At 69.0% G+C, this 24,565-nt stretch carries 26 protein-coding genes; 14 read left to right on the top strand and 12 right to left on the bottom strand.

The genetic code is table 11. The features are described from left to right. Both ASF53_RS03495 and ASF53_RS03490 read left to right on the top strand, forming a co-directional pair. Nucleotides 1-940: outer membrane protein (locus ASF53_RS03495; protein WP_056193940.1), on the top strand; the 940-nt coding region annotated here is incomplete at its 5' end. 328 nt (nucleotides 941-1,268) lie between these two features. Then, nucleotides 1,269-2,000: a DUF2076 domain-containing protein gene (locus ASF53_RS03490; protein ID WP_056193733.1), complete on the top strand. Its 732-nt coding sequence runs from the start codon at nucleotides 1,269-1,271 to the stop codon at nucleotides 1,998-2,000. A gap of 79 nt (nucleotides 2,001-2,079) precedes the next feature. Here the strand turns inward: ASF53_RS03490 and ASF53_RS03485 are convergent, their stop codons facing one another. Continuing rightward, complete coding sequence (locus ASF53_RS03485; protein WP_056193730.1) at nucleotides 2,080-2,790, bottom strand: L,D-transpeptidase; 711 nt, start codon at nucleotides 2,788-2,790, stop codon at nucleotides 2,080-2,082. Nucleotides 2,791-3,019: 229 nt separating this feature from the next. Here ASF53_RS03485 and ASF53_RS03480 point away from each other — a divergent pair, with 229 nt between their 5' ends. From ASF53_RS03480 to moaD, 4 genes are all read left to right on the top strand, one after another. Continuing rightward, the gene (locus tag ASF53_RS03480) at nucleotides 3,020-3,745 is read left to right on the top strand and encodes a protein phosphatase CheZ (RefSeq protein ID WP_056193728.1); all 726 of its coding nucleotides are present in this window, start codon (nucleotides 3,020-3,022) and stop codon (nucleotides 3,743-3,745) included. Between the two features lie 95 nt (nucleotides 3,746-3,840). After that, complete coding sequence (uvrC, locus tag ASF53_RS03475; protein ID WP_056193937.1) at nucleotides 3,841-5,889, top strand: excinuclease ABC subunit UvrC; 2,049 nt, start codon at nucleotides 3,841-3,843, stop codon at nucleotides 5,887-5,889. Nucleotides 5,890-5,974: 85 nt separating this feature from the next. Next, entirely contained in the window at nucleotides 5,975-6,574 is a 600-nt protein-coding gene (gene pgsA / locus ASF53_RS03470) for a CDP-diacylglycerol--glycerol-3-phosphate 3-phosphatidyltransferase (RefSeq protein WP_156635354.1), read from the top strand. A 54-nt stretch (nucleotides 6,575-6,628) separates the two neighbouring features. After that, nucleotides 6,629-6,880: a molybdopterin converting factor subunit 1 gene (gene moaD, locus ASF53_RS03465; protein WP_041929259.1), complete on the top strand. Its 252-nt coding sequence runs from the start codon at nucleotides 6,629-6,631 to the stop codon at nucleotides 6,878-6,880. A gap of 122 nt (nucleotides 6,881-7,002) precedes the next feature. On the opposite strand, the gene ASF53_RS03460 is transcribed toward moaD, so the two are convergent. Further along, on the bottom strand, nucleotides 7,003-7,932 hold the full coding sequence (locus tag ASF53_RS03460; RefSeq protein ID WP_056193721.1) for a metal ABC transporter substrate-binding protein: 930 nt from the start codon (nucleotides 7,930-7,932) through the stop codon (nucleotides 7,003-7,005). Nucleotides 7,933-8,141: 209 nt separating this feature from the next. Between ASF53_RS03460 and ASF53_RS03455 the strand changes: the two genes are divergently transcribed. From ASF53_RS03455 to ASF53_RS03440, 4 genes are all read left to right on the top strand, one after another. Next, nucleotides 8,142-9,935, top strand: a complete 1,794-nt coding sequence (locus ASF53_RS03455) for an ABC transporter ATP-binding protein (RefSeq protein ID WP_056193718.1) — start codon at nucleotides 8,142-8,144, stop codon at nucleotides 9,933-9,935. A gap of 81 nt (nucleotides 9,936-10,016) precedes the next feature. Then, the gene (locus ASF53_RS03450; RefSeq protein WP_056193715.1) at nucleotides 10,017-11,057 is read left to right on the top strand and encodes an aldose epimerase family protein; all 1,041 of its coding nucleotides are present in this window, start codon (nucleotides 10,017-10,019) and stop codon (nucleotides 11,055-11,057) included. A gap of 88 nt (nucleotides 11,058-11,145) precedes the next feature. Next, entirely contained in the window at nucleotides 11,146-11,706 is a 561-nt protein-coding gene (locus ASF53_RS03445; protein ID WP_056193712.1) for a GbsR/MarR family transcriptional regulator, read from the top strand. A gap of 37 nt (nucleotides 11,707-11,743) precedes the next feature. After that, nucleotides 11,744-12,439: a DUF4166 domain-containing protein gene (locus ASF53_RS03440; RefSeq protein ID WP_056193709.1), complete on the top strand. Its 696-nt coding sequence runs from the start codon at nucleotides 11,744-11,746 to the stop codon at nucleotides 12,437-12,439. An 8-nt stretch (nucleotides 12,440-12,447) separates the two neighbouring features. Here ASF53_RS03440 and rsfS read toward each other — a convergent pair whose 3' ends face one another. From rsfS to proB, 5 genes are all read right to left on the bottom strand, one after another. Then, the gene (gene rsfS / locus ASF53_RS03435) at nucleotides 12,448-12,750 is read right to left on the bottom strand and encodes a ribosome silencing factor (protein ID WP_003600601.1); all 303 of its coding nucleotides are present in this window, start codon (nucleotides 12,748-12,750) and stop codon (nucleotides 12,448-12,450) included. A 502-nt stretch (nucleotides 12,751-13,252) separates the two neighbouring features. Next, nucleotides 13,253-13,684 carry a PRC-barrel domain-containing protein gene (locus ASF53_RS03430; RefSeq protein ID WP_056193706.1) on the bottom strand — a complete coding sequence of 144 codons (432 nt, stop codon included), beginning with the start codon at nucleotides 13,682-13,684 and terminating at the stop codon, nucleotides 13,253-13,255. Between the two features lie 203 nt (nucleotides 13,685-13,887). Then, nucleotides 13,888-14,445, bottom strand: coding sequence for a nicotinate-nucleotide adenylyltransferase (locus tag ASF53_RS03425; protein WP_056193700.1), 558 nt, complete (start codon nucleotides 14,443-14,445; stop codon nucleotides 13,888-13,890). Nucleotides 14,446-14,500: 55 nt separating this feature from the next. After that, nucleotides 14,501-15,799: a glutamate-5-semialdehyde dehydrogenase gene (locus ASF53_RS03420; protein ID WP_056193698.1), complete on the bottom strand. Its 1,299-nt coding sequence runs from the start codon at nucleotides 15,797-15,799 to the stop codon at nucleotides 14,501-14,503. 139 nt (nucleotides 15,800-15,938) lie between these two features. Beyond that, entirely contained in the window at nucleotides 15,939-17,072 is a 1,134-nt protein-coding gene (gene proB / locus ASF53_RS03415; protein ID WP_056193695.1) for a glutamate 5-kinase, read from the bottom strand. 268 nt (nucleotides 17,073-17,340) lie between these two features. On the opposite strand from proB, the gene ASF53_RS03410 reads away from it, so the two are divergent. Continuing rightward, a complete protein-coding gene (locus ASF53_RS03410) occupies nucleotides 17,341-17,715 on the top strand; it encodes a response regulator (protein ID WP_056193692.1) in 375 nt (124 codons plus the stop codon). Nucleotides 17,716-17,978: 263 nt separating this feature from the next. Next, nucleotides 17,979-19,553 (top strand): GMC oxidoreductase, encoded by a 1,575-nt coding sequence (locus ASF53_RS03405; protein ID WP_200943156.1) that lies wholly within the window; start codon nucleotides 17,979-17,981, stop codon nucleotides 19,551-19,553. 32 nt (nucleotides 19,554-19,585) lie between these two features. On the opposite strand, the gene ASF53_RS03400 is transcribed toward ASF53_RS03405, so the two are convergent. From ASF53_RS03400 to ftsE, 3 genes are all read right to left on the bottom strand, one after another. Then, nucleotides 19,586-20,290 carry a YdcF family protein gene (locus tag ASF53_RS03400; RefSeq protein ID WP_056193689.1) on the bottom strand — a complete coding sequence of 235 codons (705 nt, stop codon included), beginning with the start codon at nucleotides 20,288-20,290 and terminating at the stop codon, nucleotides 19,586-19,588. A 241-nt stretch (nucleotides 20,291-20,531) separates the two neighbouring features. Further along, complete coding sequence (locus ASF53_RS03395; RefSeq protein ID WP_056193686.1) at nucleotides 20,532-21,512, bottom strand: cell division protein FtsX; 981 nt, start codon at nucleotides 21,510-21,512, stop codon at nucleotides 20,532-20,534. Beyond that, on the bottom strand, nucleotides 21,509-22,210 hold the full coding sequence (gene ftsE / locus ASF53_RS03390; RefSeq protein WP_003600594.1) for a cell division ATP-binding protein FtsE: 702 nt from the start codon (nucleotides 22,208-22,210) through the stop codon (nucleotides 21,509-21,511). The genes ASF53_RS03395 and ftsE overlap by 4 nt, the downstream gene beginning before the upstream one ends. A gap of 170 nt (nucleotides 22,211-22,380) precedes the next feature. Between ftsE and ASF53_RS03385 the strand changes: the two genes are divergently transcribed. Beyond that, nucleotides 22,381-23,133 (top strand): zinc-ribbon domain-containing protein, encoded by a 753-nt coding sequence (locus ASF53_RS03385; protein ID WP_056193683.1) that lies wholly within the window; start codon nucleotides 22,381-22,383, stop codon nucleotides 23,131-23,133. A gap of 15 nt (nucleotides 23,134-23,148) precedes the next feature. Here ASF53_RS03385 and ASF53_RS03380 read toward each other — a convergent pair whose 3' ends face one another. Both ASF53_RS03380 and ASF53_RS03375 read right to left on the bottom strand, forming a co-directional pair. Then, nucleotides 23,149-23,478 (bottom strand): type II toxin-antitoxin system RelE/ParE family toxin, encoded by a 330-nt coding sequence (locus ASF53_RS03380; protein ID WP_056193680.1) that lies wholly within the window; start codon nucleotides 23,476-23,478, stop codon nucleotides 23,149-23,151. Continuing rightward, nucleotides 23,465-23,755 (bottom strand): ribbon-helix-helix domain-containing protein, encoded by a 291-nt coding sequence (locus tag ASF53_RS03375; RefSeq protein ID WP_056193677.1) that lies wholly within the window; start codon nucleotides 23,753-23,755, stop codon nucleotides 23,465-23,467. Before ASF53_RS03375 ends, ASF53_RS03380 begins: the two co-directional genes overlap by 14 nt. Nucleotides 23,756-23,971: 216 nt before the next feature. On the opposite strand from ASF53_RS03375, the gene hpt reads away from it, so the two are divergent. Beyond that, nucleotides 23,972-24,541 carry a hypoxanthine phosphoribosyltransferase gene (gene hpt / locus ASF53_RS03370; RefSeq protein ID WP_056193932.1) on the top strand — a complete coding sequence of 190 codons (570 nt, stop codon included), beginning with the start codon at nucleotides 23,972-23,974 and terminating at the stop codon, nucleotides 24,539-24,541. Nucleotides 24,542-24,565 lie beyond the last annotated feature (24 nt).

Below are 24,565 nucleotides of genomic sequence, written 5' to 3'. Positions count from 1 at the left end.
GGCCGCCGACCTCCCGCGCCGCGCGGCTCCCCCGCCGGTGTTCCAGCCGGTGCCGGTGTTCACCTGGACGGGCTTCTACGCCGGTTTCAACGCCGGTTACGGCTTCGGCACCCAGGACGACCGCCAGCCCACCGTGATCGGTGTCGGCCCGGCCTCCCTGCTCGTGCCCCCGGGCACCACCGCCGTGGTCGCCTTCAACAACCGTGAAGCCAACGAAGGCTTCGTCGGCGGTGGCCAGATCGGCTACAACTACCAGTTCACCCCGGGCTCCGGTGTCGTGATCGGTGTCGAGGCCGACGCCCAGTACGCCGATTTCGGCCGTGACCGGAACCGCTTCCTCTCGACCAGCCCGCTGGCCGCCCAGCAGGTGTTCAACCCGGCCGGTCTCTCGGGCCTCGACTTCTTCGGYACCGTCCGCGGTCGCCTCGGCTACGCCTTCGACCGCACCCTCGTGTACGGCACCGGCGGCTTCGCCTACGGCTCCGGCGGCGGTCGTGAGTTCGGCACCGGCGTGTCGAGCAACGACTTCCAGACCGGCTGGGCCGCCGGYGGTGGTATCGAGTACGCTCTCCCGACCGACTCGTTCCTRAACTTCTTCAAGTCTTCGGCCGTGACGCTGAAGGTCGAAGGTCTGTACGTGAACCTCGACCGCGGCACCGGCGGCCGTGGCGCCTTCGCGACGGACAACCAGGGCCGCACGGTCTCCATCGGCACCCCCAACTTCTTCAAGTCTTCGGCCGTGACGCTGAAGGTCGAAGGTCTGTACGTGAACCTCGACCGCGGCACCGGCGGCCGTGGCGCCTTCGCGACGGACAACCAGGGCCGCACGGTCTCCATCGGCACCCCCGGCACCGTGCTCGTCAGCGGTGGCCAGCAGGTCCGCGAGACCGAGTTCGCCGTCGTCCGCGCCGGCCTGAACTACAAGTTCGGCTCGTACTAGTMTCCGGATCTCCGACGGTCCCTCACCGGACCGTCGGACGTCCCTCGGAAAAGCCCGGCCTCGCGCCGGGCTTTTTTTGTGCCCGTTCAGGGTGCCCTCATCGATACGAACCGGCCCTTCGCGCGCGGGTAATCGACGCGAGACCCCTGACAAAAGCTCGGCTGCTCCCCATCTCTGAGGGCGCGCTCGGACGAAGTGGTCACCGCTTCGTCGAAAGAATGCGCGTCGAAACAAAGACCTAGAGACGACGGCCTGATGTAATCAGGTCGGATACGGTTCTAGCCGCCGCGCGGTCACGATGCCGTCGGCGCCTCAGGGAGACGGCTCCATGAACAGCGAAGAACGCGACATCATCAACGGCATCTTCCAGCGGCTCGAACAGGCGTCCGGACAGGCCCGCGACGCCGATGCGGAGCGCTTCATCGCCGAGAAGCTTCGCAGCCAGCCTTACGCGCCCTACGCCATGGCGCAGCTCATCTACGTGCAGGAAGAGGCGATCAAGAGCCTCAACCAGCAGCTCGAACAGGCGCGCCAGCAGGCTCAGGCCCAGCCGGCCGGCGGCGGTGGCTTCCTGTCGAGCATTTTCGGCGGCGGCCAGCGCTCCGAACCGCAGCGCCCCGCCGGCCAAGCCTGGGGCCAGCAGGGCGGCTACGGCCAGCAAGGCGGGTATGGTGGTCCGCAGGGCGGCCCGCAGCAGGGCTATGGTGGCGCTCCGCAGGGCGGACCCTGGGGCGGACAGCCTCAGCAGCCCGCGCGCGGCGGCGGCTTCCTGGCCACCGCCCTACCGATGGCGGCGGGCGCGGCGGGCGGCATGCTGCTCGGCAGCGCGCTCTCCAACGCCTTTGCCGGCGGCCATTCCCAGCTCGGCAGCGCCTCGGCCGCAGGCTTGACCGGCGGTGAGACGGGCGGCGGCATGTTCGGCGGCGGTGGCGGCGACCAGGATCTCGGATCGGCGCTCGGCGGCGGCGATGGCGGCTTTCAGGACGCCTCCTTCGGCGGTGGCGGCGGCGATGATTTCGGCGGCGACCTCGGCGATGGCGGGGACGACGACTGGGCCTGATCCCGCCCGCACGTCTTGAAGACACGCGAAGCCCGGCGCCGCTCCCACGGCGCCGGGCTTCTGCTTTTGCAGGATGCCGTCAGATGACCTCGACGCGGGTGCCGACCGGCGTGCGTTCGTAGAGGTCGATCACGTCCTCGTTCATCATCCGGATGCAGCCCGAGGAGACGTTCTGCCCGATCGTGTGCGGCTCGTTGGTGCCGTGGATGCGGTAGAGCGAGGTGCCGAGATACATCGCCCGGGCGCCGAGTGGGTTCTCCGGCCCCCCCACCATGTGCCGCGGAAGGTCGGGGCGCCGCCGCAGCATCTCGGCGGGCGGCGTCCAATCGGGCCATTCCCGCTTGGCCGAGATCGTCTTCGCGCCGGTCCAGACGAAGCCCGGTCGGCCGACGCCGATGCCGTAGCGGATCGCCTGCCCGTCCGGCTGGATCAGGTAGAGAAACTTCGCGTTCGTATCGATCACGATCTGACCGGCACGGCCCGGACCGTCATAGGCGACGACCTGCCGGGCGAAACGCGGATCGACGGCGCGGGCGATCATCCCCTCCTCGGGCGCCGGCCGCGTCGGCAGCGCCGCGAACCGGGCGCGCGGCGGCGCGACGGCCACCGGCCGCGGCTCGCCGAGAGCGCCGTAGCCATCGACGGAGGCGCGCCGGGCCGGACCGGCCCCCTCCCCCGTCATCAGGAACTCGATGAAGCCGCCGCCGTAGCGGCCCGGCTCCGCCTGCGCCACCACGCTCGACCCCATCACCGCGAGCGCCGCCAGCGCCCCGCTCCACTTCGCCCGCATCTCCGGCCCCTGCTCTGCACATGTGATGCGGCAAGTCTTTTCCGGGGCGTGCCTGCGAGCGATGAACGGATGTGGTGAATCATTCCCCGCTGGGGTGTGAGCCCCCGCTAAGTCCGAGTCGTCGTCAACGGGCCGTAAATGCGGCCGCTCTTTTGAAACTTTCAGCAAATCGAAACCAGTGCACGGGATTGTGTCAGGCGAAATTGTACCTCGAAGGCCTGTCGGACCGATGATCACCAAGCGCTACCGCATCGAGGAAAGCCTGGGCTTGCCCGTTCCGGCGGCGGTTGTCTCTGCGGCTCCGGCCGAGACAACGCCGAATCCCCGGCTCGACGAGATCCTGACGGCGATCAACGACCTGCGCCGCATCACGCAGGCCAGTGCCGGCGAAACCATCGAAGCCTGCCGCCGCGAACTCAACGATGCGTTCGCCATGCGCCACGAACTCGAAGTGATGAAGGAAGCGATCACCCGCACCAAGGGCGAGATCGCGAGCCTCCACCGCTCCGAGACCACGGGCAAGGGCATGCGCCGCGTCGCCGGCGAACTCGACGCGGTGGTCGAATCGACCGAGCAGGCCACGTCGACGATCCTCGGCAGCATCGAGCGGATCGAGACCAACGCCAACATGATGCGCGGCCTGCGCCTGACGAAGGCCGCCCAGGAGAACGTCGACGGCATCCTCGACAACGTGATCTCGGCCTACGAAGCCTGCAACTTCCAAGATCTGACCGGCCAGCGCATCAGCAAGATCGTCAACGTGCTGAAGTTCGTCGAGGAGCATCTCGACCGCGTGATCGAGGCCTGGAGCGGACTCGACGGCTTCCGCGATCTCCTCGCCGTCGAGACGGCCGCGGTCGATGAGAACGACGAGAGTTCGCTCCTCAACGGGCCGAAGCTTCAGGACGATCCCGGCCACGTCGATCAGTCGGACATCGACGCCCTGTTCGACTGACGCTCCGCGTCGCAGGGCCGTCGCCCGAACCGAATGTATTGGCTCAGGACGCTGCGGCCCTTTCAACCGGAATCGCCGCGGCTTACATCGGGGCCATGAGCCGCGCGACCCGATCCGCCTTCGACGACGTCCCGCCCGACGGGTTCGACGAGGACGAGACCGAGGCTGCCTCCCTCGACGAGGCGCCCGAGATCGACTTCGATTTCGAGCCCGGCGCCGTCCAGGCCGGCACTGAGATCATCCGCCGGTTCTGGTCGACCCTGCCGACCTCGCCGGGCGTGTACCGGATGTTCGACGCCAAGGGCGACGTGCTCTACGTCGGCAAGGCCAAGAACCTGAAGGCCCGCGTCGGCTCCTACGCCCGCGGTCAGGCGCATTCCAACCGCATCGCCCGCATGATCGCCCAGACGGCGGCGATGGAGTTCGTCACCACGTCGACCGAGACGGAAGCGCTGCTGCTGGAGGCCAACCTCATCAAGCAGTTGAAGCCGCGCTTCAACGTTCTGATGCGCGATGACAAGTCGTTTCCCTACATCCTGCTGACCAGCGACGGGCCGGCGCCGCAGATCGTCAAGCATCGCGGCGCGCGCCGCCGTAAGGGCAATTACTATGGCCCCTTTGCCAATGTCTGGGCGGTCAACCGCACGGTCAACGCGCTCCAGCGCGCCTTCCTGATGCGGACCTGCTCGGACAGCTATTACGAGAACCGCACCCGGCCCTGCCTGCTCTACCAGATCAAGCGCTGCTCCGGCCCCTGCACCGGCGAGATCGCCCTGGAGGATTATAGCGCTCTTGCCGACAACGCGCGCGCCTTCCTCTCGGGCAAGTCGAACGCCGTGAAGGACCGGATGCGCGAGGAGATGCAGCGTGCCTCCGAGGCCCTCGAATTCGAGCGTGCCGCGCGCTTCCGCGACCGCATCGCCGCGCTCTCGGCGATTCAGGGCGTGCAGGGGGTGAACACCCAAGGGGTCGAGGAGGCCGACGTGTTCGCCATCGACGAGCAGGCGGGCCAGTTCTGCATCGAGGTGTTCTTCTTCCGCAACTTCCAGAACTGGGGCAACCGCGCCTACTTCCCCAAGGCTGACCGCTCCATGAGCGCGGACGAGGTGCTGGCCTCGTTCATCTCGCAGTTCTACGACGACAAGCCCGCCCCCCGGCTCGTCCTTGTCAGTCACACCATCGAGGATGCCGAACTCGTGGCCGCCGCCCTGTCGAGCCGGGTCGAGCACCGCGTCGAGGTTCACCAGCCGCAGCGGGGCGAGCGCAAGAATCTCGTCGATTACGCGCAGCGCAACGCCAAGGAGGCGCTCGGGCGCCGGCTCGCCGACACCGCGTCGCAGGGCAAGCTGCTGACGGCGCTGGGCCAAGCCTTCGGCCTCGACAAGACGCCGCGCCGGGTCGAGGTCTACGACAACTCGCACATTTCCGGCACGGCAGCGGTCGGCGGCATGATCGTCGCCGGGCCGACCGGCTTCATGAAGACGCATTACCGCACCTTCAACATCAAGTCGGAGGAGCTGAGCCCCGGCGACGATTTCGGGATGATGCGCGAGGTGCTGACCCGCCGCTTCAAGCGGCTGGCCAAGGAGACGCCGCGCACCCCGCGCGAGGGCGAGGCCGGCGAATCGCAGGCCCCGGAGCTGGCCGCTCCGGCTTTGGCCGAGGTGCCGGACGATCCCGATGCTTTCCCCGCCTGGCCCGACCTCGTGCTGATCGACGGCGGCGCCGGACAGTTGGAAGCCGCCCGCGCCTCGCTCGCCGAGATCGGCGTGACCGGCGTGCCGCTGGTCGGCATCGCCAAGGGCCGCGACCGCGATGCCGGCCGCGAAGCCTTCTTCGTGCCCGGCCGCAGCCCGTTCAAGCTGCCGCCGCGCGATCCGGTGCTCTACTTCGTGCAGCGCCTGCGCGACGAGGCCCACCGTTTCGCCATCGGCACCCACCGGGCACGGCGCAAGCGCGAGATGACGAAAAACCCGCTCGACGAGATTGCCGGGATCGGCCCCACTCGCAAGCGCGCGCTGCTGCACCATTTCGGCACGGTGAAAGCCATCGAACGTGCCGCCTTGGAGGATCTCGCCAAGGCGCCGGGCGTGAACGCCGCCACCGCGCGGGCGGTCTACGACTTCTTCCATGCCAACGCTTGAGCCGAGCCCCGTGCCGAGAGAGCCCGCACCCGATGCAGCGACGACGCGGTTGACGCCCCCGGCCGCCCATGATTTCACCCCGTCGATGAACGCCGTCCTCCCCCGACGCCGGTCGCAGGCTTGGACGCTCGCGAACTGCCTCACCTACGGCCGCCTCGTTGCGGTCCCGGTCGTTGTCGCCCTGCTGTTCTGGCCGGACGAGTTCGCCGCGCGCTGGACCGCCTTCGGCGTGTTCGTGGCCGCCGCGATCACCGACTATCTCGACGGCTACGTCGCCCGCGCCTGGGCCCAGAGTTCGGCGCTCGGGCGGATGCTCGATCCGATCGCCGACAAGCTCCTCGTCGCCGCCCTCCTCCTGATGCTCACCGCCGACCGCACCATCGCCGGCATGTCGCTCTGGGCGGCCATCGTCATCCTGTGCCGCGAGGTGCTGGTCTCCGGCCTGCGCGAATATCTGGCGGAGCTGAAGGTCGGCCTGCCGGTCAGCCGCATCGCCAAGTGGAAGACGACGGTCCAGCTGATCGCCCTCGGCTTCCTTGTGGCCGGCCCGGCCGGCGAGGCCGTCCTTCCCGGCAGCCTCACCGCCGGCATCGTCCTGCTCTGGCTCGCTGCAGCCCTCACGCTCTACACCGGCTGGGACTACATGAGGGCCGGGATCCGGCACGTGATCGACGATCCGCGCTGAGTGGTTTGGGAATCTTGGGCGCGGCACGGTCAGGTGCTGTTGGGGATGAATGCGATGAAGCTCGTCTACTTCGCCTGGGTGCGCGAGCGCGTCGGCAAGCCCGAGGAGACGGTGAGCCCGCCCGAGGGCATCGCCACCGTCGCCGACCTGATCGGCTGGCTGAAGACGCGGGGCGAGGAATACGCCTACGCCTTCGAGAATGAGGGCGTGGTGCGTGCCGCCATCGACCGGGTCCACGCCAAGCCCGGCAGCGCCATCGCCGGAGCGCAGGAGATCGCCTTCTTCCCGCCGATGACCGGCGGCTGAGGCAGGGCCGCGGCCCCGAGGGGACGGTCCGACCAATCTCTCGGACGCCGGGTCAAGAGGCGCGAGCGGCCTGCCCGCCCATCATGGCGCCGGCCTGATCACCCGAAGGACGCGACGCCCCGTCAGCTCAGCGCGTCCCGGAACGCGCTGAGGTTGGCGCGCATCATCTCCAGATAGCCGGGGGCCGGCCCGCCCGGCGCGCTGAGCGCATCGGAATAGATCCGCCCGCCGACCTTGGCGCCGCTCTCGCGGGCGATCTGCTGCATCAGCCGCGGATCGGCGATGCTCTCCACGAACACCGCCGGCACCTTGTCCCGGCGGATCTGGCGGATGATGCGGGCGACGTCCTTCGGACCGGCTTCGCTGTCCGTCGAGATGCCTTGCGGCGCCAGGAAGCGCATGCCGTAGGCGGCGCTGAAATAGCCGAAGGAATCGTGCGTGGTGATGATGCGCCGCCGCTCCTCCGGGATTGCGCTCAACGCCGCGCGGATCTCCGCGTCGAGCGCGTCGAGCTTCTGCGTGTAGGCGGCGGCGTTCGCGGCATAGAGCGCGGCGTGGTCCGGATCGGCGGCGCTGAGGCCGTCGCGAATGTTGGCGACGTAGAGCTTGGCGTTCGCCACGTTCTGCCAGGCATGGGGATCGGGGTGGTCGCCGTGATCGTGCCCGTGATCCTCGGCGTGATCGTGGTCGTGGCTACCCGTGACCGTCTTCACCCCTTTGGAGGCGATGGTGACCGGCGCCTTGGTGCCCGAGGCCTTGATCAGCCGCTCCATCCAGCCCTCGAAGCCGAGGCCGTTGACGACGACGAGATTCGCCTCGGCCAGCTTGCGGGCATCGCCCGGCGTGGGGGAATAGCCGTGAGCGTCGGCATCCGGCCCGACGAGGCTCGTCACCGCGACCTGCTCGCCGCCGACCTGCGCCACGAGGTCGGCCAGGATGGAGAAGGTCGCCACCGCCTTCAGCCCCGCGCCCTCCGCCGCAGCCACCGACGGCGCGAGGCCGAGCAGCACCAGAACAACCATGGCGACGCCGCGCCCCAGGCCCAAACCCATCACCGAAACTCCTCCGCTCGGTCTCGGTGATAATGTAACATTATCACATCGCCAAGGCCTGGTTCGCGTTTGTGCCACGAAGAACGGGGCGAGGAGCGCGCGGCGGCCGTGATTCGAGGCCGTCAACCGCCTGCGCTTGATCCACGGCCCTTACGGCTGCAAACACCGCGGGCCCCGGCGTTCCGCCGGGGTCAGCACAGACACGGTACATGATGGCGCGCCGGCCGCTCCTGAGAGGCGACACCCTTCCCCTGCTCGGGCGGCTCTGGCGGGAGTGGCTCGCCCCCCACCGCGCCACGCTCGCGGTGGTCCTCGTGCTCATCACCGTCGTCGGCGTGGCGACGGGGCTCTACCCGGCCCTCATCAAGGCCGCCTTCGACGCGTTCGACCGCAAGGACATGAGCGCCCTCGCCTACGGCCCGTTCATCGTCATTGCGGTCACCTCCGCGCGCGGCTTCGCCCTGTTCGGGCAGACGGTGCTGACCAACCGGGTCGTCACCCGCGTTGAGGCCGACATGCAGGCCGCGCTCTACGCCCACCTGATCGATGCCGACCTCGCCCAGCTCGGCCGCGAGAGCCCGGCGGCCTTCACCCAGCGCTTCACCACCGACTTCGCCTTCATCAAAGAGGCGCTGACCCGCATCTCGACGGTGCTGCTGCGTGACGTCGCCATGCTGGCCGCCCTGGTGATCGCGCTGCTCTGGATGGACCCGCTGCTGACGCTCGCTGCCGCCGTCACGGCCCCCCTTGTGGCGGGCCCGGTTAACCGGATCGGTAAGCGGCTGCGTCAGGTCTCGACCACGACTCAGGAGCAGATGGGCGCGACCGCGAGCCTCATCACCGAGAGCCTCCAGGGCGCCCGCGTCGCCAAGACCTACGCCCTCGAAGGCTATCTCAAGGATCGCGCGGCGCAGGCGTTGGACGAAGTGCGCCGCCTCAAGATGAAGGCCGCTAACGCGCGCGGCCGGCTCGACCCGCTGATGGAGATCGGCGGCGGCCTCGCGGTGGCGGGCGTGCTGGTGCTGGTGGGCCAGCGGGTGATGTCGGGCGACCGCACCGTCGGCGACTTCACCGGCTACGTCGCCGCGCTCCTGCTCGCCGCGCAGCCGGCCCGGGCGCTCGGCACCCTCAACGCCATCCTACAAGAGGCGGCGGCGGCGCTGACGCGCTACTTCGCCCTAATGGACGAGCAGCCGACGATCCGCGAATCCGCGTCGGCCCGTCCGCTCACGGTGTCGCGGGGCGAGATCCGCTTCGAGAACGTGCATTTCCGTTACCGGGCCGACGCGCCCGCTCTCGAGGGCATCGACCTCGTGGTGCCGGCGGGCTCGACCACGGCGCTGGTCGGACGCTCCGGCTCGGGCAAATCCTCGCTGCTCAACCTCGTCCCCCGGCTTCAGGACGTGACGGCGGGCCGGGTTCTCATCGACGGCACCGATGTCCGCGACGTGACCATCGCTTCCTTGCGCGCGGCGATCGCGGTGGTGTCGCAGGAAGTCGTGCTGTTTGACGACACCGTCGCTGCCAACATTGGCTTCGGCCGGCCCGGCGCGACGCAGGACGAGATCGAGGCGGCGGCGCAGGCCGCGGCGGCGCACGGCTTCATCACCCGTCTCGGCGAGGGCTACGCGTTCCGGGTTGGGCCGGGCGGGGGACGGCTCTCGGGCGGTGAGCGCCAGCGCATCTCGCTGGCCCGCGCCTTCCTCAAGAACGCGCCGATCCTGCTCCTCGACGAGGCGACCTCCGCCCTCGATTCCGAATCCGAGCACCTCGTGCAGGAGGCGTTGGAGCGGCTGATGCGCGGGCGCACGACGCTGGTCATCGCCCACCGCCTCTCGACCGTGCGCGAGGCGAACCGCATCGCGGTGCTGGAGGCCGGCCGGGTGATCGAACTCGGGCGCCACGACGAGCTGGTGGCCGCGAGCGGGACCTATGCGCGCCTCCACCGGCTGCAATTGTCGGACGATTCGGGCGTATCGAGAGCGCAGGCGGCCCCCGTCTGACGGTACTGGCGCGAATCTGCTGACATCCTGCGACCAGCATGGCCTCTCGCGCGTAACTCCCGGTCACGAGGGGAGCCAGGGATGCGGTCAGAGCCATTCGGAACGACGCGGGCGGGTGAGCCCGTCACGCGCTACACCCTCGTGCGCGAAGACCTGCGGATCCAAGTAATCGATTACGGCGCGATCGTCACCGCCATTGAGGTGCCGGACCGGGCGGGCCGCCGCGCCAACGTCGTCCTCGCCCTCGACACGGTCGAGGGCTACGAGACGGTGAGCCCGCATTTCGGGGCGATTGCCGGGCGTTACGCCAACCGCATCGCTAAGGGCCGCTTCACCCTCGACGGCACTGCCTTCGAACTGCCGATCAACGAGCCGCCCAATTCCATGCATGGCGGCCCGGAGGGCTTTGCCAAGCGTCTGTGGCAGGTCGCGGAGGCGGACGAAACGCGGGTCGTGCTGAGGCGGCGCAGCCCCGACGGCGAGGAGGGCTTTCCGGGCAATCTCGATGTGGAGGTCGTCTACAGCCTGCCTGCGCCCGGAACGCTGCGCATCGATTACCGCGCCACGACCGACCGGCCGACGGTGCTGAACCTGACCAATCACAGCTACTTCAACCTTGCCGGCGAGGGCACCGGCGACGTGATGGATCACGTTGTGCAGACCTTCGCCGACGCCTACGCGCCGACGGACGCGACGCAGATCCCGACCGGCATCCTCGCGCCGGTCGCCCGAACGCCCTTCGATTTCCGTGAGCCCACGCCGCTCGGTGCGCGCATCCGGCAGGGCGACGCGCAGATCGTGATCGCGGGCGGCTATGACCATACCTTCGCGCTGCGAGGCCCCGCCGGCACGCTGCGCCCGGCCGCCGCCTGCCTTTGCCTGGCCAGCGGGCGGCGCCTCGACGTCGCGACGACCCAGCCGGCGCTGCAACTCTACAGCGGCAACAATCTCGACGGCTCGCTGGTCGGCCCGTCCGGCTGCACCTACCGCTCGGGCGATGGCGTCTGCTTCGAGACGCAGGGGTTCCCGGATGCGCCGAACCACCCGAACTTTCCGAGCACCGTCCTGAGGCCGGGCGAGGTTTTCACTTCCACCAGCACATACCGATTCTCCGTGGGCTGAGCGGCCGTGGATCGCATTGGGGCAAGGAAAGAGACCGGTCTGAAGCTCGGCGCTTGACATCCATCTCGTTTGGTCTGAAATTTCTGTCATGACAGAAACTTCAGACCAGCCGCAAACACTCGCGCCCGCGGTGGAGCGGTTTATCCTCCATTGGGGGGATCTCGGTGGGCAATGGGGCGTGAACCGCTCCGTCGCCCAGATCCACGCCCTGCTCTACCTCTCCGACAAGCCGCTCGCGGCGGAGGACATTGCGGGGACGCTCGGCATCGCGCGCTCGAACGTCTCGAACTCGCTGAAGGAATTGGCCGGTTGGAACCTGATCCGGCGGGTGCCGGTGCTGGGCGAGCGGCGGGACTTCTTCGTCGCCGAGACGGATCTGTGGGAGATGGTCACCCGCGTCGCCGCCGGCCGCAAGGAGCGGGAGATCGACCCGGCGCTCAAGGCCCTGCGGGAATGCGTGGCCGAGGCGGAGGGCGACCCGCGGGTCGGCGCCGTGGCCGGGCGGCGGCTCAAGGCCATGCTCGACTTCACCCAGACGCTCGACGGCTGGTACGCGCAGATGCTGAACGTGCCCCACAACACCCTGGCCAAGCTGATCCGGCTCGGCGGACGCATCGTCCGCTACCTGCCCGTGAAGTCCGAGACCTGATCCCCCGCCGTCCGGGGAGTGTGTGAGGAGGCCCTTGATGCGCGCTGCCGCCGAAGCCGCCATCCCGATTGCAGCCCCGGCCCACCCGGCGGAACTGTTCGACCTGCGTTTTCGCGCGCTGGTGCCGGAGGCCGATTGGGCGCGGCTGCCCCCGGCCGTGCGGCGGCGTTTCTCCAAACGGCTCGGCACGGGTGAGAGCGCGGTCTATGCCGGGCGGGTGGTCGAGACCCATCTGACCCGGCTCGGCTGGCTGCTCGCTCAGGCCTTGCGCCTCGTCGGCGCACCGCTGCCGACGGCTCGGATCGCCAACGTGCCGAGCGTGGTCGCGGTCACCCAGGACGGTGCGGGCAACGGCCAGATCTGGACGCGGCTCTACGCCCGCGGCTCAGGCTTCCCGCAGGCGATCCACTCGGCCAAGCGCTTCCGGGGGCCGACCGGGCTGGAGGAGCGGGTCGGCGCCGGGCTCGGCATGAGTCTGCGGGTTCTGGTGGAAGATCGGGCGCTGGTGTTTCGCAGCGAGCGCTACTTCGTCGACCTGCCGGGTGTCCGGCTCATCTTGCCGCGATGGCTGACGCCGGGCACGCTGACGGTCAGCCACGGCGCCACCGGCGCCCGTGCCTTCCGCTTCGTTCTGGAAATTCGCCACGCCTGGCTCGGCCGGTTGCTGCGCCAGGAGGCGGAGTTCACCGACCATGTCGAGGCGCGCGACGAGGTGACCGCCGCGCTGCCCTGATCGAAGGGTCAGCCTGCCAGGAGGGCGCCCGACGGCCGATCGGCGCCCCAGATCTTCTCGAGGTTGTAGAAGCCGCGGACTTCGGGGCGGAAGATGTGAACGAGAATGTCGCCCGCATCGATCAGCACCCAATCACAGGCCGGCATGCCCTCGACGCGGGCATTGCCGAATCCCTTGGCCTTCATCTCCTGGATGATCTTGTCGGCGATCGAGCCGACATGGCGCTGGGAGCGGCCGGACGCGATGATCATCGTATCGGCGAGCGAGGTCTTGCCCGCGAGATCGATCTCGACGGTCTCCTCAGCCTTCATCTCGTCGAGGCATCCGAGGGCCAGGGCCTTCAGCGCGTCGGAGGTGGCGGGCTCGGCATCGGAGCTGACACCGACATATGGAATGTGTGCGGACAGGGTCTCGGTTCCTGAAGATCAATTCGCGGCAATCCCGCCACGCGCTGAAATTGGCCGCTTTCGGCCTACTTTTCAAGCGGAAGAAGCGCCCTAGGCCCTGTCTACAGCAATTGCGAAGACAAAACGCAGGCTCGCGCACCCGTCCGGCGGACGCTTTTGCCCCCAAAACAAAGGACAGTCCCGCGGCGCGAAGGCGCCGGATGGCGAGGGCGGATACGGCAGAGCCCGGGACCATGGCGGTCCGTTTCCAAACGAAAGCGGCCGGACGTGTCTTGCGCCGGCCGCCACCCGTGTCACGCCGCCTTGAGGGGATGAAGCCCCAAGCGTGTTGTTTCCGTTCGGCATCGTGGGGTGTCAGCCGCCCGGATCACGGCGGCTGACGTTGCGCCCCTCGGAAGCCGAGGCCTTACTTCTTCTTGTATTCGAACTTCGGGGCGCTCTTCAGCGTGTCCTTGTCGGTATCGACATAGGCCGCCCACTTTCCATCCTTGTTGTGGATGGCGATGGTCGACGGATCGAGCACCACGTAGCTTTCGCCGAGGCCGAGGAAGCCGCCGACGCTGACGATCACGCCGGTCACCGTCTTGCCATTCTCGATCACGAGATCCTGGACCTCGCCGACCGTTTCCTTCTTGTTGTTGTAGACGGTCGTGCCGACGAGCTTCGACGACATGACGTCGGCCGGCTTCACGGTGGCGTATTTCAGCTTCATCGTGGCCGTTTCCGCAATCGTCATTCCGTTCGAGGCCGCGGGCGTGCCCGGCGTCGTGGCATGCTGAGCGAAGACGGGGGTGGCGATGCCAGCGAGTGCAACTGCGGCGATCAACTGAAGACGCATGTAATAAAACTCCGGTCAACTGAATAGTGCGGTCGAAAGAGCAGATAAAGGCCGCAGGGTTAGTCCCCCTAAGCTTTCCGCTCCGCCGTATCCAGCACCTTAACGGCCGAAATTAGCAATTGTTCATATCTTTCTCGCAGATTCGTGAGTCCCGTAATGGCCCTGCTGCGGTCGTGACGGAGGCGGGTCGGCGGGAGGCGGCGTCACCGCGTGCGCAAGGCGGTGGAAGACAAGGTGGAGCGAGGCCCGTGCAGGAAGGTCCAGGCCGGCGGCGGGTGGATCGCCAGCGTTGGCGCGGCCGCTTCCGGAATACGGGCCGATGCGAAGGCCTGCGCCGCCCGCGCCGCAGGCGCCGTCAGGGTGTAACCGGGGCGGTCGATCACCGCGACCGGCATCAGCGTCAGGATCTCGTCGAAGCGGCGCCAGCGATGGAAGGTGCCGAGCGAATCCGCACCCATGATCCACACGAAGTGGAGGGCCGGCCGGCGCCGGACCAGCCAGCGCAGGGTGTCGGCGGTGTAGCGGCTGCCGATCTCCGCCTCGAAGCCCGTGACGGCGACGCGCGGATCGGTGGCGAGCGCCCGCGCCTGGGCCACCCGCTCGTCAAGCGGCGCGAGCACGCCATGGTCCTTCAGCGGGTTGCCGGGCGTGACGAGCCACCAGACCCGGTCGAGCCGAAGCCGCCGCAGGGCGGTGCGGCTGACATGCAAGTGCCCCGCATGCGCCGGGTTGAACGAGCCGCCATAGAGGCCGATCCGCATGCCGGGCGCGGCGGCCGGTAGTCTGTGCTCGCGCAGAGGAATCGCCGTCAGCGCGTCACGGCCGCGTCTGGCCGCTGCCGTGGACCCGGTACTTGAAGGTGGTGAGCTGCTCGACGCCGACCGGGCCGCGGGCATGCATCCGCCCGGTGGCGATGCCGATCTCGGCCCCGAAGCCGAACTCGCCGCCATCGGCGAACTGCGTCGAGGCATTGTGGGTCACGATCGCCGAATCGACCTCGTTGAGGAAGCGCGCGGCCGCGTCGGTGTCGTCGGTGATGATCGCGTCGGTGTGGTGCGAGCCGTTGGCCTCGATATGGGCGATGGCCGCATCGAGCCCATCGACCACCTTCGCGGAGATGATCGCGTCGAGATACTCGGTGCGCCAATCCGCGTCGGTCGCGGCACTCACCCGCGGGTCGGCGGCCTGCACCGCCGCGTCGCCACGCACGGCACAGCCGGATTCGAGCAAGGCCTCGACCAGCGGCTTGAGGTGGGTCTCGGCGACCGCCGCATCGACCAGCAGCGTCTCGGCGGCGCCGCAGATGCCGGTACGCCGCATCTTGCTGTTGAGGAGCAGGCTGCGCGCCATGCCGAGGTCGGCGCCCTCGGCCACGTAGACGTGGCAGATGCCGTCGAGATGGGCGAAGACCGGCACCCTCGCCTCGGCCTGAACGCGCTCCACGAGGCTGCGCCCGCCGCGCGGCACGATCACGTCGACGCAGCCACCGAGGCCGGTGAGCATCAGGCCGACTGCGGCCCGGTCACGAGTGGGCACGAGCTGGATCGCATCCGCCGGCAGGCCGGCACTGGCGAGGCCCTCGCTCATCGCCGCCGCGATGGCGGTGGCGGAGCGATGCGAATCCGAGCCCGCGCGCAGGATCGCGGCGTTGCCGGCCTTGAGGCAGAGCGCGCCGGCATCCGCGGTGACGTTGGGGCGGCTCTCGAAGATGACGCCGACGACGCCGAGCGGCACCGAGATGCGCTCGATCAGAAGGCCGTTCGGCCGCTCGAAGGCGGCGAGCTGGCGCCCGATCGGATCGGCCAGGCCCGCCACCTTCTCCACCGCCTCGGCGATCGCCGCGACCCGGCCCTCGTCCAGGGTCAGGCGGTCGATGATCGCCTTGGTCTGGCCGGCGGCCTGCGCGGCGGCGACGTCCCGCGCGTTCTCGCGCAGAATCGCCGGGGCGTTGGCGCGGATCTGCTCGGCGATGGCGCGCAGGGCCAGATCCTTGGTCTGCGCTGGCGCGAGCGCCATGGCCCGGCCGGCGGCGCGCGCGCGCCGGCCGATGCCGGCCATCAGCGTCTCGAGGTCGTCGGCGTCCGCGAGATCGGACTTGAGATTCAGGACAGGCACGCTCGTGCTTCCCGTCTGGCGCCGATGGGGCGGCGCGATTGAGCATTTGAGTGCATATGCACCCTCCCGCGCCCCTTTGCACATCGCCTTGGGGTTGAACAAGCGTCGATGTTAAGTTGCCTTGCCGGAACGGGCCGCGTCAGGTGCCGATCATCGCCAGATCGTCGCGGTGGATCATCTCCGTGCGTCCGGCCTGAACCGAGGCGGCGGCGATCTCGCGGCTGGAGCGGCCGATGATCGCGGCGGCGTCCGCGCTGTCATAGGCCACGAGCCCGCGCCCGAGGATGCGTCCGTCGGGTCCGCGGATCAGCACGGTGTCGCCCTTGGCGAAACTCCCCTCGATGGCAGTGACGCCCACCGGCAGCAGGCTCGCGCCGCCCTGAAGCGCGCGGGCGGCGCCGGCATCGACGACGAGGGTGCCGGAGGCTTCCAGCGAGCCCGCGATCCAGGTCTTGCGCGCGGCGGTGGGGGTCGAGCCCGACAGGAACCACGAGCAGCGCCCGCCCTCGCGGACCACGCGCAACGGATTTTTGCCGCGCCCGTCGGCGATGACCATGTGGGTGCCGCCGCTGGCGGCGATCTTGGCGGCCTCGACCTTGGTGCGCATGCCGCCGCGGGACAGGTCGGAGGCGGGCCCGCCGGCCATCGCCTCGATCTCCGGCGTCACCCGCTCGATCACCGGCAGGTGGCGTGCCTGCGGGTCGCTCTGGGGCGGCGCGGTGTAGAGGCCGTCGATGTCGGAGAACAGCACCAGCACATCGGCGCCGATCATGGTGGCGACGCGGGCCGCCAGCCGGTCGTTGTCGCCGTAGCGGATCTCGGCGGTCGCCACGGTGTCGTTCTCGTTGACGACCGGGACCGCGCGCACTTCGAGAAGCTTCTGCACGGTGGCGCGGGCATTGAGGTAGCGGCGGCGCTCCTCGGTGTCCTTCGGCGTCACCAGAACCTGCCCCGCGACGATGTCGTGGTGCCCGAGCGCCTCGGTCCAGTACCGGGCAAGCGCGATCTGGCCGACCGCTGCCGAGGCTTGGCTCTCCTCCAACCGGAGCGCGCCGGGGGGAAGGCCCAGCACCGTACGCCCGAGGGCGATGGCGCCGGAGGAGACGACCACCACATCGACGCCGCGACCATGCAGGTCGGCGATGTCCTCGGCGAGCGCGGCGAGCCATGCGTGGCGCAGGCGTCCCCGCGCGCGATCCACGAGGAGGGCCGAGCCCACCTTCACGACGATGCGGCGGAAATCTTCGAGAGCGGGAGGGAGGAGCGCGGTCATGCGACAGTCGTTACGGGGGCTTGGCGATTGCCGGTATCGAAGCCGGTTCCTGTGCCTCAAACGCCCGGTCCTGGCCAGATCCTTGCTGCAGATCAGCCGTCCACCAAACTCGGGGCTGTGCAATTTATGCGTGCTCGTCGCGAACGAGTGATGCGCAATGCAAACTAGCTCATGTTAATCATGTGCGCAGGAATGATGCTGCCGAGGGATGGTCTCATGCGAAACCCGCATGCATCTCGACGCGCTTCGATGTCAGGGAGTGCTCCCATTGCCGGTCAGTGCCCTCCTGAACCGCCGCGTTCTGGTCGTCGAGGACGATTACTTCTGGGCCGATGAGTTGCGCCAAGGCTTGGAGAAGGTCGGGGTGGTCGTTCGCGGCCCGGTCGCCAGCGTCGAGGCGGCCCTGAACATCCTCGATTCCGAGGGCGCCGTGGACGGCGCGATTCTCGACCTCGATCTCAGGGGCGAGCGCGCTTACGTCGTCGCCGATCGGCTGCTCGCCCAGCGCACGCCCCTCGTGTTCGTGACGGGCTATGATGCGGGCGCCATTCTGCATCGCTACGCATCCGTCCCCCGGTTCGAGAAGCCGGTGATGTTCGATACGGTCTTGCGGGCGCTCAGCGCGATGATGCCCCCCGCCTGACGCACCCCTTCGTCTCTCGGTCCCTGTTTTGACGCGCATTCCTTCGACGAACCGGCGACCCCTTCGTCGGAACGCGCTCGACCGCCCGTGCTGGTGAGCGCCGACGCGAAACCAATTTACCAAATCCTCATCCAGTCCTCGCTGTGACGAAGGCTGCGGTCGAATGCGGATAGCCCAGTCTATTCCGCGGATTTACGGCTGTTGCATTGAGTTTTCGGGGGGGCGACATGGTGGACCTGAATCGTCGGCAAGCTTTGCTAGCCATGGGCGGAGCCGCCGCGGCCGGCGTCGCCGGCACGGGGCAGGCGCAGGCTTTCCCGGCCTCCTATTACAGGGCGGCCGTCCCCGAACTCTTCACCGGCCTCGTCCGGCCGCCGAGCTACACCCCGAACCTTGTGATCGGTTCAGGGTTCGGCGGCGCGATCTCCGCGCTCCGGCTCGCCCAGGCCGGCCAGACCGTCACCGTGGTCGAGCGCGGCTTCCGCTGGCCCCGCGATCCCTGGCGCGACATCCATGCCAACGACACGCTTCCCGATGGGCGGGCCTTCTGGTTCCGCCGAAGCGCGCGGATGATCGCCGGCAACACGGCCTTCTTCGACTCATTCGGCGGCATCATGGACGCCACCGTCTACGACACGATGACCGTCTGGCGGGCGGCCTGCGTCGGCGGCGGCTCGATGGTCTTCACCGGCGTGATGATCCAGCCGCAGCGGACCTATTTCGACGCGCTGTTCGGCGGCCTCGTCCCTTACGAGGAACTCGACCGGGTCTATTACCCCCGCGTGCGGCGGATGCTGAACCTCTCGCCGATGCCGCAGGACGTCTACCGCCAGCAGGCCTTCGGGCATTCGCGCGAATGGGACCGGCAGGTCTCGGCGGCGGGCTATACCCCGACCCCGATCGATTCAATCTTCAATTGGGACGTGGTGCGGGCCGAGGGGACCGGACGGTGCCGGCCCTCCGCCAGCGTCGGTCGCTCGAACCACGGCAATGCCAACGGCGCCAAGTTCGACCTCAACCAGAGCTATCTCCGGCTCGCCGAGGCCACGGGATTGGCGCGGGTCCATGCCGGTTTCGAGGCGCTGAGCATCGGCCACGACGGCGGGCGCTACGTCGTGCAGGGCATCCTGCGTGACCCGTTCGGCAACAGCCTCGGCACCACGACCATCGCCTGCGACCGGCTGTTCCTCGCCGCCGGCTCGATCGGAACCTCTAACCTGCTGGTCAAGGCACAGGCCGAGAAGACGCTGGCGAACCTCAACGAGCATGTCGGTGCCGGTTGGGGCACCAACGGTGACGTGCTGGTGGTGCGCAGCTTCGGGCGGCCCGCCGGCATCAGCCAGGGCACGCCGAGCGCCTCGATGATCCACGACACCCGCTACGGACTGCCGACCACCCTCGAGAACTGGTACGTGCCGGGCGTGCCGCTGAACCTCGGCATCATCCCATCGCTCGGCATGGTGTTCGACGAATCGAACCGCGGCCGCTTCACCTATCGCAACGGCCAAGTCACCCTGAACTGGAACAAGAACGGCAATGCCGACGCCCTCGACACCTGCCGCCGGATGAACGCGCGGATCGCGTCGGCCTCCCGCACCGTGCCGGGGGCGTGGCCGATCATCGACAGCGTCAGCGGCATGAACTGGACGGCGCACCCGCTCGGCGGCGCGGTCATCGCGCGGGCCACCGACGCCTATGGCGGGGTGAAGGGTCATCCCGGCCTCTACGTGATGGACGGCGCCCTGATCCCCGGCTCGACCGGGGCGGTGAACCCGTCGCTGACGATCTCGGCGCTCGCGGAGCGCAACATCGAGCACGTCCTCAAGGCGGGCGTGTAGGGCATCGTCCCGAACGGTGACGGGTGCGTCGGTCAGTTGGCCTCGCGCAGCAGCCGTTCGGCCACGACCTTCACCGGCTGGCGGCGTCCGATCAGCACGGCGAAGCGCGACTGCTCCGGGTCGGACTCGAAGCGGGTCCGTGCCCAGGCGACCAGGAACTTGAGATATTCGGCCCCGAGCAGACGGGTCACCGCCGGATCCGCCCACCAGCGGCCGACATCGAGTCCGTCGGAGACGACGGGATAGGGGATCAGCGTCTCGCCGTCCTTCAGGGCGTGCCGCAGCTCCACCAGGGTGCGCGGCATGTGATAGTTCGAGGTTACGACGGCGACGGTGCCGAAGCTGTGGCGCCGCATCCAGCGCCGGGTCTCGATGGCGTTGCCGATCGTGTTGCGCGCCCGGTAATCGAGATCGACGCAGCAGGTGATCCAATGCTCCTGTGACGGGTTGAGGCGCACGATCTCCTCGCGGGTGGTGCGCTCGTTGACGCCGGAGATCAGCAGCCGCCTGCCGTGGCCCTCCGCCAGCAGATCGATGGCATCGCCGACGCGCTGCGAGCCGCCGGTCATGGCGACGATGCCGTCGACGCCGTCCAGGCTCGGCCGGTCGGTCCGCTCGACCACGGCGACGAAGGCGAGGAAGCCGCCCGCCAGAGCGAGCAGGCCGAGGAGGGAGAGGCTGACGAGGGCTCGAAGGAGCCGGATGCCGCGCCCCGGTCGCGCAGGGGCCTCAGTCATTCGCGCCGTGGAGGGCTGCGACGGTGCGCGGGCCGAGAGGTCCGCCGCCCAGGACCATCCGAGCGCCTCGCGGTGGGACTCGCAGGGGGGATCGGTTCGGAGCCGGCCCGGGCCGGCCGCCTGTCGGCGGGGCACTCGCGGAAGCATGACGGACGGAACAGGGGCTCATGAACAGGGTCGATGCCGGGACTGTCGGTTCCCAATGGTTGTCGAAACGTTAACGGGTTCGATCGACCTGACTCTATCGGAGGAACCGGCGCACGGTGAAGCGCGACACGGCCGCCGTGACGAGGGAGGCGATGACGCCGATGAGCACGATCATCGCGTAACCCCGCCAGCCGATCTGGAAGGTTCCGAACAGGGCCTCGATCTCGTCGCCCGCCGGCCCCGAGCGCACCATCCGGGCGAACAGGCCGGCCAGCGCGCAGGTCAGAAGTGCGGCGCCGGCACCCAGCGCCCCTCCCCTCAAGCCGAGGCGGAAGAAGCGGCTCTGAAAGGCCTTGGCGATGTAGTCGTCGTCGGCGCCCACGAAGTGCAACACCTCGACCACCTCGCGGTTGCCGGCCATGGCGCCGCGGGTGGCGAAGACCACGGCGAGCCCGGTGGCGAACAGCACGAGAAGCACAATGCCGATGCCGATGCCGGCGAAGGTGTTGGCCATGGTCGAGAGACGCTGAAGCCAGAGCGCGTGGTCGTCGAGGCTGGCCACGCCCGGAAGCGCCTCGGTGAGCGCGGTGCGTAATCCGGCGAGGTCGGGGCTCCGGTCGCTCGTGAGCGTCAGGGCGATCAGGCGCGGAACCGGCAGGTCCGACATGTCGAGGCCGCTGCCGAGCCAGGGTTCGAGCAGCCGCTCGGATTCCGCCTTGGAGAAGATGCGCGCCCCGGCGATGCCCGGCGCGGCGCGGGCGAGGCTTTCGGCCCGCTTCACGTCCGCCTCGATGTCGCGTCCGGCTCCGGGCCGGATCTGCACCGTGACCTCCTGCGCGACGCTTCCCTGCCACTGGCTGGCGCTGGAGACGGCGATCTCCGCCGCACCCGCGCAGAGTGCGGCGAGGAAGGTGAGGATGGCGATGACCGCTGCCAGCGCCCGGCTCGCGGCGGAATCCGTCGGCACCAGGGGCGCGTTGCGGCGCAGGTTGGCCGGAAGCGGCGGCTCGGACGCGGGTGCCGCCGCTTTCGCCGCGGTCGCGCCGCTCCGGGCGGGGGAGCGCAGCTCGGTCATGGGCCTTCCACCCGCAGCCGGCCATCGGCGAGCACCATGCGGCGCGCCTCGACCAGATCCATCAAGCCGTAATCGTGGGTGGCGATCACCACCGAGGTGCCGAGCCGGTTCAACTCCATGAACAGCCGCAGCAGGCGCCGGGCGAGGCTCGGATCGACGTTGCCGGTGGGCTCGTCGGCCAGCAGCAATTCCGGCCGCGCGATCAGGGCCCGCGCGATCGCCGCGCGTTGCTTCTCGCCGCCCGACAAGAGCGGCGGCAGGACGTGCATGCGCTCGCCCAAACCGACCCAGCGCAGCAATTCGACGACCTCCGCCCGGTAGCTCGCCTCCGCCCGCTCCTGCACCCGCAGGGGCAGCGCCACGTTCTCGTAGGTGGTGAGGTGATCGAGCAGGCGGAAATCCTGGAACACCACGCCCATGCGGCGGCGCAGGCCCGTGAGCGCGTCGTTGGAGATGCCGCTCACCTCCCGGCCGAACACCGAGACGATGCCGCGGGTCGGGCGCACCGAGAGCAGGATCAGGCGCAGCAGCGTCGTCTTGCCCGCGCCGGACGGGCCGGTGAGGAACTGAAAGGAGTGCGGCGCGATCTCGAAGCTCACATCGGACAGCACCTCCGGCCCGAGGCCGTAGCGCATGCCGACGCTCTCGAACCGGACGACGGGCTCCTCCGCGCCGGACAGGAGGCTGCCCGTTTTCATCCCAGCCGACACGGCCCGCTCACTCCACGCTTCGCACGCGACACAGAACCTTTTGTGCCATACCCGGCTTCACCGCCGGTTAACCCTACTCGGGGAGAACGTTTGTGTCCTTTTCGAGAGCGCGGCAACCCGCTGCCGGGACCTGACACCGACGCGGCTTACCCCATCCCATGCTGATCGTCTGCCCGGCCTGCGCCAGCGAGTATCGCATCGATGCCGACCGCGTCGGCACCAGCGGGCGCTCGGTGCGCTGCGCGGCCTGCCGCGAGACGTGGTTCATCTCGTCCGACGAGGTGGTGGCCGCGATGTTCGACGAGATGTCGGCGGCCGAGGAGCCCGAAACCAGCGCCGCTCCACCGGAGCCGGCGCCGCAAGCTGAAGCCCCGGCCGACGAACCCGTGCCCCGTCCGCGGCCGAGCACCGGCAAGGCCGCCAAACGGGGCAAGCCGAAGCGCAAGGCCCGACGCCTCTCCCCGGCACTCGCTGCCTGCCTCGTCCTCGCCGCCGCCCTGCCCCTGGCGCTCCTCGCGCGCGCCAGCGTCGTGCGGGCGATGCCGCAGACGGCGGGGCTGTTCGCCCGCGTCGGCCTGCCGGTGAACCTGCGCGGCATCGATCTGGCCGACATCGCCGCGTTTCAGGTCGCTGCCGACGGGACCAACCCCGCCCGGCTCGTCGTGGAAGGGGATCTCGTCGCGGTGGCCCGCGAGCGCGTCGCCGTCCCGGCGATCGAGGTCGAGGTCCGCGATGCCGGGGGGCAGTCGCTCTACCGCTGGACCGTTCCGGGTCCGCGCGCCGCCCTGGAACCCGGTGAGCGGGCGCGGTTCAAAGCGAGCCTCTCGGCTCCCCCCGAGAAGGGCCGGCAGGTCGAGGTGCGCTTTTCGGATCAAGCCGCCAGCGCCACGGCAGCCGGTGAGACCCATTAGGATTGCGCCGCGGCGTCACGCGTCGCCGTCCGGTGCGTGATCACGGTACAGAGCCTCGAAATCCCGGCCGCCGTAGAAGACGTTGACGACGCGCGCCCTGTCGGCTTCGACCCGGTAGGCGATCACGGCCGAATGCTCGAACGGCACCGTGCGCAGGCCGGGCTCCAGATCATCGCGAGCACGGCCGCCATGCGGCGCGTCGCCGATCTGGTCGCACCGTTCAAGGAGCCGGTTCAGGAAGCCGTTGGCAATGTCGGGGCTGAGGCCAGCCTCGTGGACCCATCGGTAGATCCGGAGAAGATCGGCCTCAGCCGCATTCCGGTAGGTGACCTCAAGGCGCTTCATTCCGCTGCGCCTCGACGGCTGCCGCGTGAAGCGCCCTGAGATGCGCCCGCACGTCCTCGCCGGTGAGGTCCGATTGCGGATCATCCAGCGCGTTGCGGATGCGGGCACGGATGACGTCGAGGCGCTCGGCATCTTCCTGACGCTGGCGTTGCCAGAGCCGTAGCGCGGCACGCAGCACCTCGCTGGTCGAGGCGTACTCGCCCGCAGCGACGCTCTCGCGCACCACCCGGAGTTGTTCGGGCGTCATGGTGATGCTGATCTTTTCGGCCGACGGCATGCCAGGTCTCGTGGTTTGTCCGGGGGGCCGAGTAGCATAAAATCCGACCGCGTGCCCACGAGGCGGCCTGATACATTGCGTCGATCTATCAACGGCTGTCCTTGGTCCGTCGGCCTTGCAACGCTGGCGGAGCCCGCCACGCATGGTATGGTGGCCCGTGGCACGGCCGAGGGCGGTTCGCGCCGACGGACATTCAGCGAAAACATCACGAGCCGCATGAGCACCGCATCGAAACGCGTCCGTGTCCTGTTCGACGAGGCGGCGATCGCCAAGCGCAACGACGAGTTGGCTGTCGAGATCGTCGCGGCCAAGCCCGAGAATCTGCTCGTCGTCGCGGTGCTCAAGGGCAGCTTCATGTTCGCCGCCGACCTGCTGCGCTCGCTCCACCGGGCCGGGCTCTCGCCGCAGGTCGAGTTCGTGCACCTCTCCAGCTACCGCAACTCCACCGTTTCCTCCGGCCAGGTAGAGATTCTGCGCGACGTGCAGAGCGAGGTGCGCGGGCGTGACGTGCTGCTGGTCGACGACATCCTCGAATCCGGCCGCACCGTCGTCTTCGCCAAGGATCTGCTGATGGCCCGCGGCGCCAAGCGCGTGCTGACCGCGGTGCTGCTCGAGAAGCCGGGCAAGCGGGCCGTGACGATCGACGCGGATTTCGTCGGTTTCACCTGCCCGGATGTGTTCGTCGTCGGGTACGGAATGGACGCCGCCCACGCCTTCCGTCAGCTCCCCTTCGTCGGCCTCGTGGACTACGATAGCAGCGACGCGGACTTGTTCGGCGGCGCCTGACCGTCAATCCCGGTCCGGCAAATT

Origin of the sequence: Methylobacterium sp. Leaf123 (assembly GCF_001423405.1) — a bacterium.
Classification (GTDB): Bacteria; Pseudomonadota; Alphaproteobacteria; order Rhizobiales; family Beijerinckiaceae; genus Methylobacterium.
The sequence above is the reverse complement of the archived record's forward strand: the minus strand, read 5'-3'. Positions and strand labels throughout refer to the sequence as shown.